The 16342-nt window shown below is 61.1% G+C and carries 17 protein-coding genes; 9 read left to right on the forward strand and 8 right to left on the reverse strand.

Going from position 1 to position 16342, the window contains the following annotated elements; all coding sequences use genetic code 11:
* Position 1: 1 nt before the first annotated feature.
* The 5 genes from AUL39_RS07550 to AUL39_RS07570 all read right to left on the reverse strand — a co-directional run bounded on the left by AUL39_RS07550 (position 2) and on the right by AUL39_RS07570 (position 3449).
* Positions 2–706 carry a metal ABC transporter ATP-binding protein gene (locus AUL39_RS07550; RefSeq protein WP_059054987.1) on the reverse strand — a complete coding sequence of 235 codons (705 nt, stop codon included), beginning with the start codon at positions 704–706 and terminating at the stop codon, positions 2–4.
* Positions 706–1662, reverse strand: coding sequence for a metal ABC transporter substrate-binding protein (locus AUL39_RS07555; protein ID WP_059054988.1), 957 nt, complete (start codon positions 1660–1662; stop codon positions 706–708). Before AUL39_RS07555 ends, AUL39_RS07550 begins: the two co-directional genes overlap by 1 nt.
* Positions 1663–1727: 65 nt before the next feature.
* The gene (locus tag AUL39_RS07560) at positions 1728–2054 is read right to left on the reverse strand and encodes a hypothetical protein (RefSeq protein WP_059054989.1); all 327 of its coding nucleotides are present in this window, start codon (positions 2052–2054) and stop codon (positions 1728–1730) included.
* Complete coding sequence (locus tag AUL39_RS07565; RefSeq protein ID WP_059054990.1) at positions 2047–2472, reverse strand: Fur family transcriptional regulator; 426 nt, start codon at positions 2470–2472, stop codon at positions 2047–2049. The genes AUL39_RS07560 and AUL39_RS07565 overlap by 8 nt, the downstream gene beginning before the upstream one ends.
* 167 nt (positions 2473–2639) lie before the next feature.
* The gene (locus AUL39_RS07570; RefSeq protein WP_059054991.1) at positions 2640–3449 is read right to left on the reverse strand and encodes a MurR/RpiR family transcriptional regulator; all 810 of its coding nucleotides are present in this window, start codon (positions 3447–3449) and stop codon (positions 2640–2642) included.
* 251 nt (positions 3450–3700) lie between these two features.
* Here AUL39_RS07570 and AUL39_RS07575 point away from each other — a divergent pair, with 251 nt between their 5' ends.
* From AUL39_RS07575 to AUL39_RS07585, 3 genes are read left to right on the forward strand one after another with little or no spacing between them, the layout of a single operon-like run.
* Positions 3701–4183 carry a PTS sugar transporter subunit IIB gene (locus AUL39_RS07575; RefSeq protein ID WP_059054992.1) on the forward strand — a complete coding sequence of 161 codons (483 nt, stop codon included), beginning with the start codon at positions 3701–3703 and terminating at the stop codon, positions 4181–4183.
* 33 nt (positions 4184–4216) lie between these two features.
* Positions 4217–5839 carry a PTS system mannose/fructose/sorbose family transporter subunit IID gene (locus tag AUL39_RS07580; protein ID WP_059054993.1) on the forward strand — a complete coding sequence of 541 codons (1623 nt, stop codon included), beginning with the start codon at positions 4217–4219 and terminating at the stop codon, positions 5837–5839.
* 46 nt (positions 5840–5885) lie between these two features.
* A complete protein-coding gene (locus AUL39_RS07585) occupies positions 5886–6695 on the forward strand; it encodes a BtpA/SgcQ family protein (protein WP_059054994.1) in 810 nt (269 codons plus the stop codon).
* A 99-nt stretch (positions 6696–6794) separates the two neighbouring features.
* On the opposite strand, the gene AUL39_RS07590 is transcribed toward AUL39_RS07585, so the two are convergent.
* Positions 6795–7670 carry a hypothetical protein gene (locus tag AUL39_RS07590; RefSeq protein WP_059054995.1) on the reverse strand — a complete coding sequence of 292 codons (876 nt, stop codon included), beginning with the start codon at positions 7668–7670 and terminating at the stop codon, positions 6795–6797.
* A gap of 111 nt (positions 7671–7781) precedes the next feature.
* Between AUL39_RS07590 and AUL39_RS07595 the strand changes: the two genes are divergently transcribed.
* The 5 genes from AUL39_RS07595 (at position 7782) to AUL39_RS07615 (ending at position 12262) form a co-directional block, all read left to right on the forward strand.
* Positions 7782–8126, forward strand: coding sequence for a hypothetical protein (locus tag AUL39_RS07595; protein WP_059054996.1), 345 nt, complete (start codon positions 7782–7784; stop codon positions 8124–8126).
* Positions 8127–8363: 237 nt separating this feature from the next.
* On the forward strand, positions 8364–9128 hold the full coding sequence (locus tag AUL39_RS07600) for a DeoR/GlpR family DNA-binding transcription regulator (RefSeq protein WP_059054997.1): 765 nt from the start codon (positions 8364–8366) through the stop codon (positions 9126–9128).
* Positions 9125–10030 carry a 1-phosphofructokinase gene (gene pfkB / locus AUL39_RS07605; protein WP_059054998.1) on the forward strand — a complete coding sequence of 302 codons (906 nt, stop codon included), beginning with the start codon at positions 9125–9127 and terminating at the stop codon, positions 10028–10030. Before AUL39_RS07600 ends, pfkB begins: the two co-directional genes overlap by 4 nt.
* 18 nt (positions 10031–10048) lie before the next feature.
* Positions 10049–10447, forward strand: coding sequence for a PaaI family thioesterase (locus AUL39_RS07610; RefSeq protein WP_059054999.1), 399 nt, complete (start codon positions 10049–10051; stop codon positions 10445–10447).
* A 438-nt stretch (positions 10448–10885) separates the two neighbouring features.
* Complete coding sequence (locus tag AUL39_RS07615) at positions 10886–12262, forward strand: FAD-dependent oxidoreductase (RefSeq protein WP_059055000.1); 1377 nt, start codon at positions 10886–10888, stop codon at positions 12260–12262.
* A 235-nt stretch (positions 12263–12497) separates the two neighbouring features.
* Here the strand turns inward: AUL39_RS07615 and AUL39_RS07620 are convergent, their stop codons facing one another.
* Together AUL39_RS07620 and AUL39_RS11245 are read right to left on the reverse strand one after the other, a co-directional pair.
* Positions 12498–13238, reverse strand: a complete 741-nt coding sequence (locus AUL39_RS07620) for a PTS transporter subunit EIIC (protein ID WP_235810801.1) — start codon at positions 13236–13238, stop codon at positions 12498–12500.
* Positions 13223–13657 (reverse strand): PTS transporter subunit, encoded by a 435-nt coding sequence (locus AUL39_RS11245; RefSeq protein ID WP_160327051.1) that lies wholly within the window; start codon positions 13655–13657, stop codon positions 13223–13225. The genes AUL39_RS07620 and AUL39_RS11245 overlap by 16 nt, the downstream gene beginning before the upstream one ends.
* 129 nt (positions 13658–13786) lie before the next feature.
* Between AUL39_RS11245 and AUL39_RS07630 the strand changes: the two genes are divergently transcribed.
* On the forward strand, positions 13787–16330 hold the full coding sequence (locus AUL39_RS07630; protein WP_153001592.1) for an excinuclease ABC subunit UvrA: 2544 nt from the start codon (positions 13787–13789) through the stop codon (positions 16328–16330).
* Positions 16331–16342 lie beyond the last annotated feature (12 nt).

The following is a 16342-nucleotide window of genomic DNA, read 5'->3' on the forward strand; positions in this document are numbered from 1 at the left end:
GCTAGGCCTCCCTTCTCACAATGCGGCCGTCCTCAACAAGAAGGACGCTGCCGCCAAGGCTTCTCAGGACGCGCTGGTCGTGCGTGACGAGAAGCACCGTGAGCCTGCGCTTGGCGTGCGTGGAGGCCACCAGGGAGCAGAGCGCTTCGCGGCTTTCGCGGTCAAGGCCGTTCGTTGGCTCGTCCAGGACGAGAAGTCCCGGCCCGTTTACCAGCGCACATGCTAGGCGCACGCGCTGGAGCTGGCCGCCAGAGAGCTCGCGCACCATCCTCGAGGCGTGGGCGTCCATTCCCACCCGCCCCAGCGCGTCAAGGCTCCGCTCGCGGCGCTCGGCGCGCGAGAGTCGCCGGCCCCGCGCGCCTGCGCCCTGGAAGGCGCTTACAAGCTCGAGTGCCGTGGCGGGAAAGCGCGAGACGGCCTCCGGCGGAAGCTGCGGCACGTAGCCCACGAGGTTCCACCTGCCAAAGCGAGCGGGATTCTCGCCAAAGAGGCGAACGGTGCCCGCCGTGGGCGCAAGCTCTCCCACGGCAAGACGCGCGATGGTAGACTTGCCGGCGCCGTTGTCTCCCACAATGGAGCAGATCTCGCCTGCGCCAACCACCAGGCCAACGCCATGGAGCACCTCCTCGCGACCGTACGAGAAGCGCACGTCACGTAGCTCGACCGGTGGTGCGGCCGCCTCCGGAGTCCCAAGTTCCACGGCCATTACGCCAGCGCCTCCCTCATTGCCGCGAGGTTCTTGCGCATCACGGAGAGGTAATCCTCCCCTGCGGCAAGCTCCTCGTCCGAGAGGCCTTCAAGTGGGTTGAGCTCCTCGACTGTGGCCCCGGTCTCGCTGGCGATGGCCTGGGCGACCTTTGGGCTCACGAGCTCTTCGGAGAAGATCGTCTTCACGTTGTTCTCGCGCACGAACTGGGCAATTTCGGCCATCTGCCGTGCGTTTGGCTCGCCCTCGGCGTCGATGCCCGCAATGGCTACCTGCGTGAGACCGTAGGCGTCGCAGAGGTAGCCAAATGCCTCGTGGGACACCACGAGGTTCCTGGTCGAGAGGTCCGCAAGGCCTTCCACAAACTCGGCGTCGAGCTTCTCGAACTCCGCCGCCCAGCGCTCGTAGTTCGCGTCATAGGTCTCGTGTCCATTGGGATCGAGCAACACGAGCGCGTCGCGGATGGCTTGAAGCTCGCGCTTGGCGTTTCTCGGCGAGAGCCAGACGTGTGGGTCGGTGCCAGAGTCGCTTTCCCCTGCCTCGCTTTCGGGCAGCTCGCGCAGGTCCAGGCCGTCGCTTGCGCATACGAGGACGGGTTTCTCGCCCGACAGGCCGTTTGCCACGTCAGAGACCCAGTGCTCCATGCCGGCGCCGTTGTAGACGAGCATGTCGCAGGTGGTAATGGTGCGGATGTCTGTGGTCGAGGGTTCCCAATCGTGCGGCTCGGTGCCCGCGGGCACCAGGCAAGTAACAGTCGCACGGTCACCGGAAATCTTGCTCGCAAAGTCGTACATGGGATAGAAGCTTGCGCAGATCGAGAGCGCGGACGTGCCAGGGCCGTTGCCGGTGGCGTTCGAGCAGCCCGCGATGGCAGCCCCGGCCGAGATGGCGAGAAGGCCGAGAAGGGTGCGTCGCCCCATCACGGGGTTTCGGCGCGGTGCTATGCAGTTGTCCATGGAAGTGTCTCCTGGTCTCTAGTCTGGGTGCTATGCAGATTGCGGCATGAGGCAGTCCGCTTCCATCAGATGTCGAGACGGACCCCCAGAGAGACGGGGGAGGATGCGACAAGGACAACGCTGGTAAGGGGCGTGATCCATGTGGAGGCAATGCGTGCCGAGGGGATGTACGGCGCGGGTGGTGCCGCCGTCGAGCTGCGGCCAACAACCTTCGCCGCGCCAACCATGAGCCGGCAGACGGGGCAGGTGTCGCCCGTGCACTGGTGGTGGACCTCCTTTCCCAGCGCTATCGCCGAGAGGAACGTGCCCACGGCGAGAAATGCTGCCAGCGCGAGCGTGGCCACCCGGAGGGTGGCTGCTTGGCGGACCGTGTGGCGCATGGCGTCATGCATGGGCCGTGACCTGCCCCTTCGCGCAGAGGGGACAGCGGCCGTAGAGCACGGTCCGGGAGAGGTCGATGGCAAAGCCGTGGACCGTGCGCACGTGGTGGGAGAACTCCTGGAAGGCGTCGCAGTCGATGGTGGAGACGCGGCCGCACTCTACGCACACCAGCTGACCCGCGTCCTCCTCGCCCTTGTTTACCAGGCGATAGAGGGCGACCTCACCGCGAGGGGCAACAACCTTTGATGCCATGCCCTCACCTGCGAACGCCTCGAGGGTGCGATAGATGGTCGAGCGGCCAATCTCGACCCCCCGCGACTTTAGGGCTTCGAAGACGCCGTCGACGCTCGTGTAGCGGTCAGTGTGCGCGGCAAGGTAGTCGAGGACTGCCTGGCGCTGGCGAGTGTTGTAGGAACCCCTGGTGGCCATGTGTGTCTCCCCATCTTCCAACGCTGCCGCAATACGGAGTGCGGTGGGTTTTACGAATTGAAATTGAAACTCAATTTCAATTTAAGCCTACAGGGAGGAGCCGGGTGCGTCAAGCTGAGCGTCAAAAGAGAGGCCTTTGGGACGATAACCCGTATCCGACAATTCGACTAAGTGCGTCTCCTCCTGCCGTTCACAATGGGGGGTAGCATCTCGGGATCCGATCCCGTTCGTTTTGACACTTCGACCATAAGGATGCTGCAAAACGCAAGCATGGACGTCATGGGCTCAATGTAGACGGGGTATCGCTCGGTTTGCCAGGTGGGAAGAAGAATAAACTCGTCCGCCATCTTGCGCAGTGGGTGCGCTGCAGTGTGAGAAATCATGACGGTATGAGGTCGCTTCTGGGATGACATTTCCTGAATAACGTTGAGTAGCATGCGCTGTGTGTCGTTTTTCGATGAGAAGATCACGATTAAGTCATCTGGGGTTGCAACGTGCATGTAAATCATCTCCTGTCCGCTTTGCATGCAGTAGCAGGGGACTTTGTACTTGAGCAACTCCATGGAGAGCATAAGCGCAGGTGGTGAGCTCAGACCGGCGCCAGCGGTGTAGACGGTCCTGGACGAGAGTACCCTCTCTGTCAATCCAGCAATGACGTCCTTGTTGAGAGCATCGTTTGTGGCCCTCATCATGTCACAGAGATAGTCGATGGGCTCTTGGCTTTCTCGTTGGCTCGACGTGGGCGTGCTGCTCGAGAGTGAGAGCATAAGGTTCATTCTGAAGTCGCCAAAGTTTTCATAGCCAACCTTCTGGCAGAAGCGACTGACCGCACTTTGAGAAACACCAATCTGCTGTGCTGCCATCGTCGTCGTGCTTTGGAGGATTCCTTCGGGGTTGTCCATGACAGCATCCAGAACCCTTCGCTCGGTAGGCGTAAGGTCCTCGGCGTGTAGTCTCATCTGTTCGAAAGCGTCCATACGCTACTCCAGAATGTTGAATGAACTATCCATTCAAATAATAAAGCAATGTCCCCCTATCGCTTATCACGTAAGTGATGTCCAAAAAGATATCGCAGAATATTTACGCTCACCGGTACAGTTCTACCGTTCATGGTGAATCATCCATACAAGAACGAATGGATGTTTCCATCAATTTAGAATGATTCATGCAGCAATCAGCTACAAGACGGGTACCGCAAGCAAGATGCGCGGAGGCGACAGGAGGCACCATGAACGTTGTTGCAACGAGAGTTGACGAGCGTCTGATACATGGACAAGTCATGGCATCTTGGTCAAAGAGATTGCAGCTCACACGCATTGTCGTTGTAGACGATCAGATTGCCAAGGACGACTTCATGAGGACAGTGCTCTCGATGTCGGCTCCTGCTGGAATGCAGATTGACATCCTGTCGGTAAAGGATGCGGCAACTATGGTGAAGCTGGATACGGATTCCGCGAACACCATGCTGCTCTTCAAGAGGATATCTGCCGCCCTTGAACTTGCGCGCGAGCTTCGCGGCGGCTCCTACGAGATGGCTGAGCTCAACCTTGGAAACCTCGGTTCCGTGCCCGGCCGCGTCCAAGTGACAAAGAACATCTTCCTCTCAGAAGAGGAGCGAAAGCAAATTCGCGAGCTGCAGGGCCTGGGGGTGAACGTCTTCCTGCAGATGCTCTACACCGATCCCAAAGTCCCAGTCGATGACGTTCTCTGAGCAAATATGGTAACGACTTAGGAGTGTGACAGTATGTTGGCATTGCAAGCGCTCATTATCGCGCTCTGCACATGGTACGCTGCGACTGCCTGCCCAATGTGGCTGCGGTGGTCTGTGTACTTTGGCGCCCCCCTGGTCGCGGGCCTGGTCAATGGCCTGCTTCTTGGCAACCTAACCTACGGTTTGGCAGTGGGTTCCAATGTGATGATGGCCTATATCGGCATGGTTGCTATCGGCGGATCCCTTCCAAGCGATTATGCTCTCGCGGGTTACCTTGGCGTTGCCATGACAATGCTCGCCGGCGCGGATCCCTCGGTTGGCCTCACCATTGCAGTACCCCTTGGCCTTCTTGGGCTGCTTAGCTTTAACGTCAAGATGTCGCTCAACTCAGTCTGGGTGCATAAAGCAGACAAGTATGCTGAGCAGGGCAATACCCGTGGCGTAGTTGCCATGAACCTCTTTGCCTCCCAGATTTTCCCGTTCATTACGTATGCAATCCCCTCGTTCCTGTGCGTGCTGTTTGGCTCCTCTGCTCTCGAGTCGCTCATGGCGGTGATTCCTTCTCAGGTGACCTCGATTCTCTCCCTTGCGGGTCACTTGATTCCCGCACTTGGGCTGGCAATGCTCATGAGCGTTCTCTATAAGGCGTCGCTGCTCCCGTTCTTCGCAATTGGATTTGCCCTTGCTGCCTATCTCCAGCTTGGCACTATGCCCATCGCCATCATCGGCGCAGCAGCAGGCGTACTGCATCTCATCTATACCTCCAAGGAGGGCGTGAACGTTTTCGAGGGATTCTCCTTCGGCCCTGAAGAGGCGTCTGACATCGCCGATGAGGCTGCTGCAGGACAAAAGCGCCTAAGCAAGAAGACTCTCCGTAAGTCCTGGTTCATTTGGCAGAGCTGGGGACAGATTTGCTACAACTACGAGCGCATGATGGGTCTGGGTTTCTGCCACTGCATGGTGCCGGTCCTGGAAGAGCTCTATGGTGACGATCGCGAGGCGATTGCAGCAGGCCTCAAGCGTCACCTTGCATACTTCAACACCGAAAACACCTGGGGCTCCATCATCCCGGGCATCACCGCGGCAATGGAGGAGGAGCGAGCGAACGGCGCCGATATCGACGACGACATGGAGAACAACCTCAAGACCGCACTCATGGGTCCCATGGCAGGCATTGGTGACTCTGTTACTCAGAGCCTCGTCAAGGTGGTTCTCCTCTCGATTGCAATTGGCCTCGCATCTCAGGGAAGCGCGCTTGGTCCTATCCTGCTTATCGTTCTCTTCAGCATTTATGCGCTCGGCGTAGGCTACTTCTGCTACAACGCGGGCTATCACTTTGGAAAGAACGCTGTCACTAAGCTACTCGCCGGTGGTCTTGTCAAGCAGCTCACTGAGGGCCTTGGCGCCATGGGCATGATGGTACTTGGCTGCCTTGTCGCCACCGTGATTCCCATTACCTGCCCGCTCACCTTTGACTTGGCTACGGGGACCATCGAGATTCAGTCGATTCTCGACACCATTCTCCCCAAGCTGTTGCCGCTCGTCTCGTTCTTGGTTACCTACCACTTCATCAAGAAGGGGGCAAAGCCAACGACCATCATCATCGCGATGTTCGTGATAGCCATCATCCTCTCTCCGCTTGGCATCCTCTCGTAACACAAAGCATGCAAGTGGCATCGATTACCAAAGAAGGAGAAACAGCATGTCCTCACTGATGGAGAAACACCTCGAGACGTTTGGGGTACCTAAGCCGGTCATCGGGTGCCTGCACATGCAGGCGCTGCCTGGAACCCCTTATGCCGATGATGGAATGACTCTTGAGGAGCAAATTAGGCGTCTGAAGCAGGATGCACGTGTGCTGCAGGATGCGGGTTTTGACGCCCTTGTGTTTGCAAACGAAGGAGACAGACCTTACCTCACCCCCGTTGGCCCCGAGACGGTGGCGAGCTATGTGCGGATTGCTACAGAGGTTGCCTCTGAAATTCACGTTCCCTTTGGCTGCGGAGTATTGATCGATCCCATTGCGACACTTGCTGTAGCAAAGGCGATTGGCGCAAAGTTCGTGAGGACCTACGTGAGCGGTTCCTTCGAGGGCCTATTTGGGTCCCAGAAGTTTAACCCTGGTGAGATATTCCGTTACCAGCGTCGCATTGGTGCTGATGATGTAAGGGTGTATACATACTTCGAAGCCCATGCGGGAACATGCCTTGATACGCGCTCAAGTGAGGAGATGCTTGAGGCAGGGGTTGCAAACATGCCTATTGCGGGGGCACTCTTTGGCGGCGCGCACGCGGGGCTTCCGCCGGAGGAGTCACACATTGTCCACTTGAAGGAGCGTTTCCCTGAAGTACCCATCATCATTGGTAGTGGTGGAAGGGTGGACAACATTGGAGACCTGCTGCCCCATGCGGATGGCGTTATCGTTGGCACCAGTATTAAGCGCGACGGGGTTCTCTGGAACAACGTAGACGCAAACCGTGCTCAGGCATTCATCAAGGCAGCTAAGGGATAACGGGTTTCGCTGTTTCGCGTGAGGGCCCTGCAACCACAGGTTTAGTTTGAAAGCCTTGTGGGTGTGGGGCTCTTTTCATGCGGCTTCTTTGGTAACTGCCTACTCTCCCGTCGCTTCGCGGAACTCCTGCGTGCCGGCATCGGACCACGAGGTCTTTCCAGATGCGATGACCTCGCCAGTCTCGTACACGTAGGCGTACTCGTCGAGCAGCGTGGCCTCTTCAATCGACCAGCTGCCGTAACCCTCCACGGGGCAGCTCTCCAGCGCAAAGAGCGCACACGCGCCATTAGCGGACTCGCGGTCGTAGATGAGAAGCACGACCTTCTCGCTGTCCTGGGAGAGAATGACCCGCTCGTCCCCCTTGGTGCTGTACGTCACCTGGTAGCCGTAGCCCTGCGACTTGAGTGCCGCGTCGTAGACGGCCTTGTAGCCGGCATCGATCTGCTCGGCTTCTTGCTGGGCAACCTCAGAGGATATCGCCCCGCCATCGGTTGGCGCGGGTGACGTATCCGTCTCCGCGTCTGGCAGCTCTCCCAGGCTCTCATCCGCAGCGGCCCGCCCTGTTGAGACGCTGCCGTCAAAGCCCATGGTCACAAGCTCGTCGTTCTGCTCGGATCCCCTAAGGCGCACCTCAACACCGTCGTCTTCCCAGCTCACTTGCCAGCTTGTGGGGCGCACCTGCCCGCCATCGTCTGAGATTTGCGTGTCCATGCGCGAGACCTCGTAGCGGTCAAACTTGAGGACAAGGCGCGCGCCCGCGGGGGAGAAGAACATGGGCTCGCCAACGGACTGCAGCTCAAGCGTGTAATTGCCGTCTGGTGAGACCGACGTGTCGACGGTGCTCACGGCATAGTTGAGCTCGTACACCAGTGCCGCTGCGAGAAACGCCATAACCACGACAACACCGCCCACAACGGCAAGCACGGTCTTTGCCACATGGCGGGCGCGATGCTTCTTGCCGTGCTCGGATGTCATGGCGCCTCCTCTTACGTTGCGTGGTTAGGCAAAATGCTAGCAGGACTTTGGTGTGGGACGGCAGGGCGCTGTCGCCCCTCTTGGGATAAAGTGTCTTTGAGAGGGGGTGCCATGGAAGATAAGCTGCTTAAGCTAGTTGGGTTGGCCTTTGGGGTGTTCGTTGCCATTGCGATTGTCTTCCAGATTGCCGAGCAGCTGGATGCCTTCGCCCGTGGCATCGCGTGCGCTGCAGGAATCGGCGTGATGGTTGGACTTCCCATCTGCGTGCTACGCACCTTCTTTGGGCCAGACGCACAGCCCAGGCCCGGCACTTGGGGCGGACTTGTCGCGGTGATTGCCATTTTCGCGTTCTCTCTCCTCTTCTACGGGATGTCTGGCCAGCTTGATGGTGGAGCCGCAGCAGCCATGGTGCTGCTTCCCGGATTCGTGACCTTCCTGGGCATCTTGCGAGGCTAAACAGACTCTGAGGAGTGCGGCGCCATCTCCGCTGCTATGCGTAACTTGATTGAAATTGACGTAAACTGATTGAAATTGATTGAATTTGCGAGATAATCATTCCACGCGCGAGGCCCGTACGGCGATTCATTGGGGGAGCGTGCGGGTCTCGCGCCTGTACTGCATTACCATGTTGGCAGAGTGTTCTACCTGCTCTGACATTGCTGTTGGTTTAGGCGAGCCGTGGGGGTGGCGCGCATGCTTGCGCGTGAGCGACAGGACATCATCATTCGGCTTGTGCGCGAGCGCGGTTCTGTCACCACGTCAGAGCTCATGGCCATGCTCGGCGCCTCCGAGTCAACTGTCCGTCGTGACCTAGAAGTTCTCGACAAGCAGCACCAGCTCAGCCGCGTGCGTGGTGGTGCCACGGCGACGATCTCCCGCGCGCGGCTCATCCTTCACGATGCTTCAGTTGCCCAGAAGCGCGATGTCAACACCGTTGCCAAGCGTGCCATTGGCGCCCGAGCGGCTGCGCTCGTTGGTCCGGACGACTTTGTCTACATCGACGCGGGTACCTCGACCATGCAGCTTGCGGAGGCCATCACCCAGACGGAGGCAACGTACTTCACCAACTCGATTCCCCATGCGCAGCTTCTTCTTGCGAAAGGGTGCAAGACCTACCTTCCTGGCGGGATGGTGAAGCCACTCACGGAGGCGCTGGTGGGGGAGGCGACCATTGCCTCGCTTGAGAACCTCCACTTTACGCTGGGCTTCTGGGGCACCAATGGCATTTCGCGCGAGGCTGGCTTCACAACGCCGGAGTACAGCGAGGCCAAGGTCAAGGAGGTCAGCATGGTGCATACCCTGCGTCGCTACGTGCTGGCCGACCAGAGCAAGTTTGACCAGGTATCTCTCGTCACCTTCGCGTCCTTCGAGGACGCGACCATACTCACCGACCAGCTCCCGTCTGACGGGAGCTTTCAGGATGCAGACAACGTCGTGGAAGTGGGGAGCAGCTCATGATTTACACCGTAACGTTCAACCCGTCGCTCGACTACATCGTTCGTCTCGACGACCTTCGCCTGGGCGAGATTAACCGAGTGAACTACGAGCAGGTCCTGCCCGGCGGCAAGGGGATCAACGTCTCCATTGTGCTCTCCAACCTGGGGCACAAGTCCACGGCGCTGGGCTTTGTCGCCGGCTTCACGGGTAGGGAGATTGAGGCGCGCATGAGCGCCTACGGTGCCACCTGCGACTTTATCCAGGTCAAAGAGGGCATGAGCCGCATTAACGTGAAGGCAAAGGCCAAGGAGGAGACGGCGATTAACGGCCTTGGGCCTAAGATCACGCCGCAGGATATCGACGCGCTCTACGCCAAGCTCGACGCCCTTCAGACCGGTGACCTGCTCGTTATTGCTGGGAACGTGCCGTCGATGCTGCCCTCCGACATCTACGAGCGCATCATGAGCCGCCTCGACGGTCGCGGCATCGACATCGTGGTGGACGCCGAGCGCGACCTCCTTGTGAACGTCCTTCCGTACCATCCGTTCCTGGTAAAGCCCAACAACCACGAGTTGGGAGATATCGTTGGCGCTACCATCTCGCATCGCGACGAGGTCGAGCCCTACGCGCGCATGTTGCAGGAGCGCGGTGCCAGAAACGTGCTGGTCTCCATGGGTGGCGAGGGCGCGGTGTTGGTTCCCGAGAAGGGCGACGTGATCATGAGCGAGGCGCCCAAGGGGACCATGGTCAATACCGTGGGGGCGGGCGATTCGATGGTCGCCGGCTTCCTCACCGGCTGGATCGAGAGCAACGGCGACTACGAGACGGCCTTCAAGATGGGTGTCTGCACAGGCTCTGCCAGCGCGTTCTCAGATAATCTTGCCACGCGCCCCGAGGTCGAGGCCCTGCTCGCAAAGATTTAGGCGTAGGGAGAGCTTTGCATGGCAGACGACACGCTCGACCAGATACGCGAGAAGTTCTCACACGACCGCTTTGCGACTGATGCCTGCGGCTGCAGGGTGGACGAGGCCCGCGCGGGTCATGCGGTTTGCTCACTCGATATCACGCCCAAGCACATCAACGAGAAGGGCGTCCCCATGGGTGGCGCCATCTTCACGCTGGCGGACTTTGCGATTGCCGTTGCCTCTAACCTGGGGCGTGTTCCCACGTTTTCCGTCTCGTGCAACATCGAGTTTCTCAACGTAGCCAAGGGGAACCGTCTGATTGCGACTGCAGACGTTGATCGCGCAGGTCACACGCTGGGGTTCTATACGGCTGTGGTGACCGACGAGCTGGGCACGCTGGTCGCAAAGATGACGTCTGTCGGGTACGGCAAGTAGGCAAGCCTGCGACGTTTATTGGCGGGCGGCTGTAGCCACGGCCGCCCGCCTGCATCGAAACCGCCTTCGTTACACGATTTTCCGGATTCTTGCGCCAAACTACCCTTCGTTACATGGGTTTGGAGAGACTCAGAAGTATCGAGGTGTCGGGATACTCAACATGTTGGGGTTATGCTGCTCACGACCACAACATGCATACCTCTCTACTTCACCATCCTTCGAAACTACGTGTAACGAAGGGCAGTTCAGCGCATTTGTTCGCGAATTTGTGTAACGAGGGCGGTGTCGATGCAGGTGGAGCTGTACATCACATTCAGGCATCTGACACTCCGTGCCCCGCTCGCCCAATAGTCGGCTGCACCTCGATTCCGTCGGTATATCATCGAAATTACGTGAATTTGTTTGCTTTCGAGCAATTTACTTCGAAAGGTGGGCACGGTGGACAAAAACTCCAGCATCTGCATTGTTGGCGGCGGCCCCGCGGGACTTTCGCTGGCCATGTACCTTGAGAAGAACGGCTACAACAACTACCGCATCTTCGAGCGCGCAGACCACGTGGGCGGCAAGGCATTCTCGCCGCTCATGAAGGTCAAGAACGCCAACGGCGACTGGGAAGACCGCACCATCGAGATGGGCGCGGTCATGGGGTGCGACACCTACTTTGCCGTCCACGAGTGCGAGGAGTTCGGCGGCACCACGCACGAAGATGGTCCCAAGATGGGCCGCAAGTTCATGAACACCGACGGCACGCCGCTCAAGTCCAAGAAGATTGACCTTCTCAAGAAGGTCATGAAGATGAACAAGCTGTCGCGCCTGCTCGACAAGAAGTACAAGGGCTATGACGTCAATGGCCACCGCGGCGTTGCGCAGGGTCGCTACGAGGGCCCGTGCCCCTCACCGGAGCTCAAGCTCGCGCACATCGAGGGCGAGAACCCCAACCTCAAGGACCTTTCGATGCCGTTCTCGGAGTTCCTCAAGAAGAATGGCTGCGAGGACGCCGAGCTGGTCTGGAAGGGCCCCTTCACCTCGTTTGGCTACGGCTACTTTGACGAGATTCCCGCAGCTTACGTCCTCAAGTATCTGGACGCCTTCACCGTAAGGCAGTTCCTCTCCACCGGCAAGCTCTGGACCTGGAAGAACGGCACCCAGTCCATCTGGCAGGGCGTGAACGACCACCTCAAGCACCCGGCCGAGCTCAACAGCACCATCACGGCCATTCGCCGCACGCCCGAGAAGGTCTACGTCACCGTGAATGGCGGCGAGGAGCAGGCCTTCGACAAGCTGGTCATCTGCACGCCGCTCGAGCTCTTCCTGGAGTACGGCGACGCCAACCAGGCCGAGCATGAGCTCTTCTCCAAGATTGTGCACAAGGAGTACTTCACGATGGCCGTGCGCACGGAGGAGGAGAAGGCGCCCGAGATCTCGTACTACTACTTCGACAACATGACGCCCGAGACCCGCGGCCACCTCATGGTCTTCTACCACCGCTGGCCGGACGCCGGCCCGCAGCCGCTGGTCACCTTCACGCTGCGCAACCACGAGGGCATGGAGGACGTGCCGTTTGACGAGGCACGCGACACCACGCTTGCCGACATGGCAAAGTCCGGCCTGCCGGTGACCAAGACTGAGCGCATCGACGACTGGTACTACTTCCCACACGTGAGCTCGAAGGACTACGCGGATGGCTGGTACGACAAGGTCGAGGCCATGCAGGGCGAGAACAACACCTTCTACGCCGGCGAGGTCATGGCCTTTGGCGACATGGAGGAGACGGCTGAGTACTCTCGCGACCTGGTGAGAAGGTTCTTCTCATAGGGTACGCTGGGTGAGTGCAACGCGGCGGCGCCGGGGTCCATTGGGGCCTCGGCGCCGCTTTTCGTAGGGGTTCATGGGCGCGAGGTTCTCGTCATGCGTGTTCTCCGGTGCTTCTCGGCACGCGAATTACGCACGGTCGAGCGCAGTGCGGACAAAAGCCCAGCACTACACAAAGCTGAATCGCGACCATGCGTAGTTCGGCGGGAGAGAAGAGGCCCGGCGGTTGCGGAGGCCCCTACCCGCGGCTCTGGGCAGTGCCGTCGCACCACGTGGCGTAGGTCACTGCTGACGCAATACCCATCGCAAGCAGGTCAGATATCCCTGCGTTCACGGTGTTGAGCACGCCGCCGCCTACGTAGCCCAGAATCGAGAGGAAGCTTGACGATCCCATGATGTAGGCCGTCACGTGCGTGGTGCCCGCCCAGACCCCGCCGACAAATCCGCCCACGGCAAGGCCGATGAGCGGCCGGCGGTAGCGAAGGCCCAGCCCGTACAGCGCCGGCTCCGTGACGCCTCCCACAATGCTCGAGACAAAGTAGCCCAGCGCCTCTCCGCCCTCCGTGGTGCCGCGTAGCCGCAGGAAGCCGCCAAGTGCCATGCCAAATGCCGCCCAGATGGCGACGCCTGCTCCCACCAGCACAAACGAGTCCGTCCCCACGGCGAGCATGTTGGCAAGCCCAAGCGCAAGCAAGAGCGAGCGCATCCCGGCTATGACGAGAAGCTCCCAGCTGGCCGCGATGATACCCACGCCCAGCACCGTGACCAGCCCGCCCTGGTCGCCCAGCGAGAAGAGCGCCGCCCCCAGTGCGTTTCCACACCAGGAGCGCAGGGGGCCCAGCGCGCAGAGCGCGGCGGGCAGCGTTATGGCCATCGCCAGCAGCGGCGCGAACATGGGGGCAAGGACCTTGGGGAGCACCTTGCGCAGGTGGACCTCAAGCACCGCGAGAAGTGCGGCGGACATTACGATTGGAAGCACTGTGCGGCTGTAGTCAACGGGCGTGCAGGGGATGCCGTACACAGCGAACGCGGCGCCGTCGCCCGCAAGCTGGGCAAAGCGGGCACCATCATGATGCCGCCGACCAAAGACCCCAGCACGGGCGTGCCGCCGAGCTTCTCGGCGCACGAGTATCCCAGGTAGATGGGCATGAAGTAGAACCCGGCGTCGTAGACCATGCCGAGAAGCGCGTAGAGGTTGTCCGTCTCGTCAACAAGGCTCAGCATGGAGGGGCCAATCAGCGTCTGCGCGGTCTTGAACATGCCGCAGACGAGAAGCACGGGGGTCATCTTGACCATGGCGCCAGAGAGGTAGTCCAGTGCCGCCTTGCGCGCTTGGCGGATTGGTCTGCGCGCGGGAGCTGCTGGGGAAGGTGCCGTGGGCTGTTCGGTTTCACTCATGCGCGCCCGCATTCACTCGTAGAGAGTAATAACGGACACAATATACGCAATGTGTTGGGTGAGCGACCGCCGGCATGCTTTCCGCTCCTGCAGTACCATACGATGCAGCAGCAAGAAAGGGGTCCAAACATGTCTCGCAGCAACTCCGCTCCGCGCGCCATCGAGGTGCGTGGTGCGCGCGTGCACAACCTCAAGAACGTTGACGTATCCGTGCCGCTTGGAGAGCTTGTGGGCATCGCCGGGGTCTCTGGCTCCGGCAAGTCGAGCCTGGCGCTAGGCGTACTCTACGCTGAGGGCAGTCGCCGCTACCTCGAGGCGCTTTCGACCTACACGCGCCGCCGCCTCACGCAGTCCGCCCGCGCCGACGTCGACCTGGTCGAGCACGTGCCCGCCGCCCTCGCGCTGCGGCAGCGCCCTGGTGTGCCCGGCGTGCGCTCGACCTTTGGCACCTCGACCGAGCTCCTGAACGGTCTGCGGCTGCTCTTCTCGCGCGTTGGCTCGTATACCTGCCCAAACGGCCACCGCTGCCCACCCACCATGAGCGTGGCGCTCGAGCAACCCATCGTGTGCCCCGTCTGCGGCGAGAAGTTCTTTGGCCGCGGCGCCGAGGATCTAGCCTTCAATTCGACGGGTGCCTGCCCTACCTGCGGCGGGACGGGCGTGTCTCGCGTGGTCGACGAGTCCACGCTCGTGCCAGACGAGAGCCTGAGCATTGACCAGGGGGCAGTGAAGCCCTGGGGAAGCCTCATGTGGAGCCTCATGGCGGACATCGCTCGGGACTCGGGGGTTCGCACGGACGTCCCCTTCCGCGACCTCACGCCCAAGGAGCGCGAGTTTGTCCTGCATGGCCCCGCCGAGAAGCACCACCTTCTCTACCACAACGAGAAGACCAATACCGCAGGCGAGATGGACTTCACCTACTACAGTGCCGTCTACTCCGTGGAGAACGCGCTCGCCCGCGTGAAGGACGAGAAGGGCATGAAGCGCGTTGCCAAGTTCCTGCGCGAGGGGCCGTGCCCGGACTGCCATGGTACGCGCCTCTCGGCCGCGGCGAGAGACCCGCAGGTACGTGGCATCAACCTGGCCGAGGCCACGGCGATGACGCTGGACGAGCTTGCGGCATGGCTGCCCGGCGTGGCCGCTACGCTGCCGGCCGAGGTCGCGCCCATGGCCGAGCAGATCGTGGCATCCATGGCCGAGCCCATCGCGCGCCTGCGCCAGCTGGGCCTGGGCTACCTGGCACTCGACCGCGCCAGCTCCACGCTCTCCAACGGCGAGCGCCAGCGCGTGCAGCTTGCCCGTGCCGTGCGCAACCGCACGACGGGCGTGCTCTACGTGCTTGACGAGCCATCCATCGGCCTGCATCCCTCGAACGTCGAGGGGCTTCTCGGCGTGGTGGACGACCTTCTCGCCGACGGTAACTCCGTTGTGGTGGTCGACCACGACGTGCGGGTGCTGCGCCATGCGGACCACCTCATCGAGGTGGGGCCGGGCTCGGGCAAGAACGGCGGCACCATCATCTGCCAGGGAAGCGTCTGCGAGGTCGAGAAGGACGGGGCCTCTCGCATAGCGCCTTTCCTCTCTGGCGATCGCGTGATTCGCACCCGGCAGCGCGCCGAGAGTAGCACCATGTTTGACCTGGGGCGCATTCACCTTGAGACCGGGCAGATCCACACCGTGCGGCCGCTCTCCGTGGACGTGCCGCAGGGTCGGATGGTGGCTGTGACCGGCGTCTCTGGCTCCGGCAAGACGACGATGGTGCTCGAGAGCCTGGTGCCGGCGCTTAGGGCGGGCATCGAGGGCGAGGCTCTGCCCGCGCACGTGCGCACCTGCGAGGCGCCCGGCATCCGGCGCGTGTGCCTCATCGACTCCACGCCCATCGGCGCAAACGTTCGCTCGACGGTGGCCACGTACTCCGGCGTGATGGATGACCTGCGGCGCGCCTTTGCGCAGACCACCGACGCCAAGGCCCGCGGCCTTCATGCGGGGGACTTCTCGTACAACACGGGGTCGTTGAGGTGCCCCACCTGCGACGGAACCGGAACCATATCGCTCGACGTGCAGTTTCTCCCCGATGTCGAGATTGACTGCCCAGACTGCCACGGCTCTCGCTATGCGCAGGCGGCATGGGAGGTCCGCCGGCACACCACGCGGGGTGCAAGTGGCGAGAAGGGCGACTATGTGAGCCTGCCGCAGCTCATGGAGATGACCGTGGACGAGGCGCTGGGGCGGCTTGGTCGGCTGCACCGCGTGGCAGCCAAGCTGCAGACGCTCTCGGACATTGGCCTGGGCTACCTCACGCTGGGCGAGGCCACGCCGGCGCTCTCCGGCGGCGAGGCGCAGCGCCTCAAGCTCTCGAGCGAGATTGACCGCAGCCAGGAGGGCACGCTCTTCGTCTTTGACGAGCCCACGATTGGTCTGCATCCGCTGGACGTGGAGGTGCTTCTCGGCGTGCTGCAGGGGTTGGTGGAGCATGGCGCCACCGTGGTGGTGATCGAGCACGACCTGGACATGATCGCCAACGCCGACTACGTGATCGACATGGGGCCGGGTGGCGGTGAGGCTGGCGGGCGCATCGTGTGCGCCGGCACGCCGGAGGACGTGGCCGTGTGCGAGGCCTCGGTGACGGGGCGGTACCTGGCCGAGGAGCTGGGGGCGTCTTCTCGTAGTTGAGTGCGCACCCGC

It is taken from the genome of Tractidigestivibacter scatoligenes (assembly GCF_001494635.1).
Taxonomy (GTDB): domain Bacteria; phylum Actinomycetota; class Coriobacteriia; order Coriobacteriales; family Atopobiaceae; genus Tractidigestivibacter; species Tractidigestivibacter scatoligenes.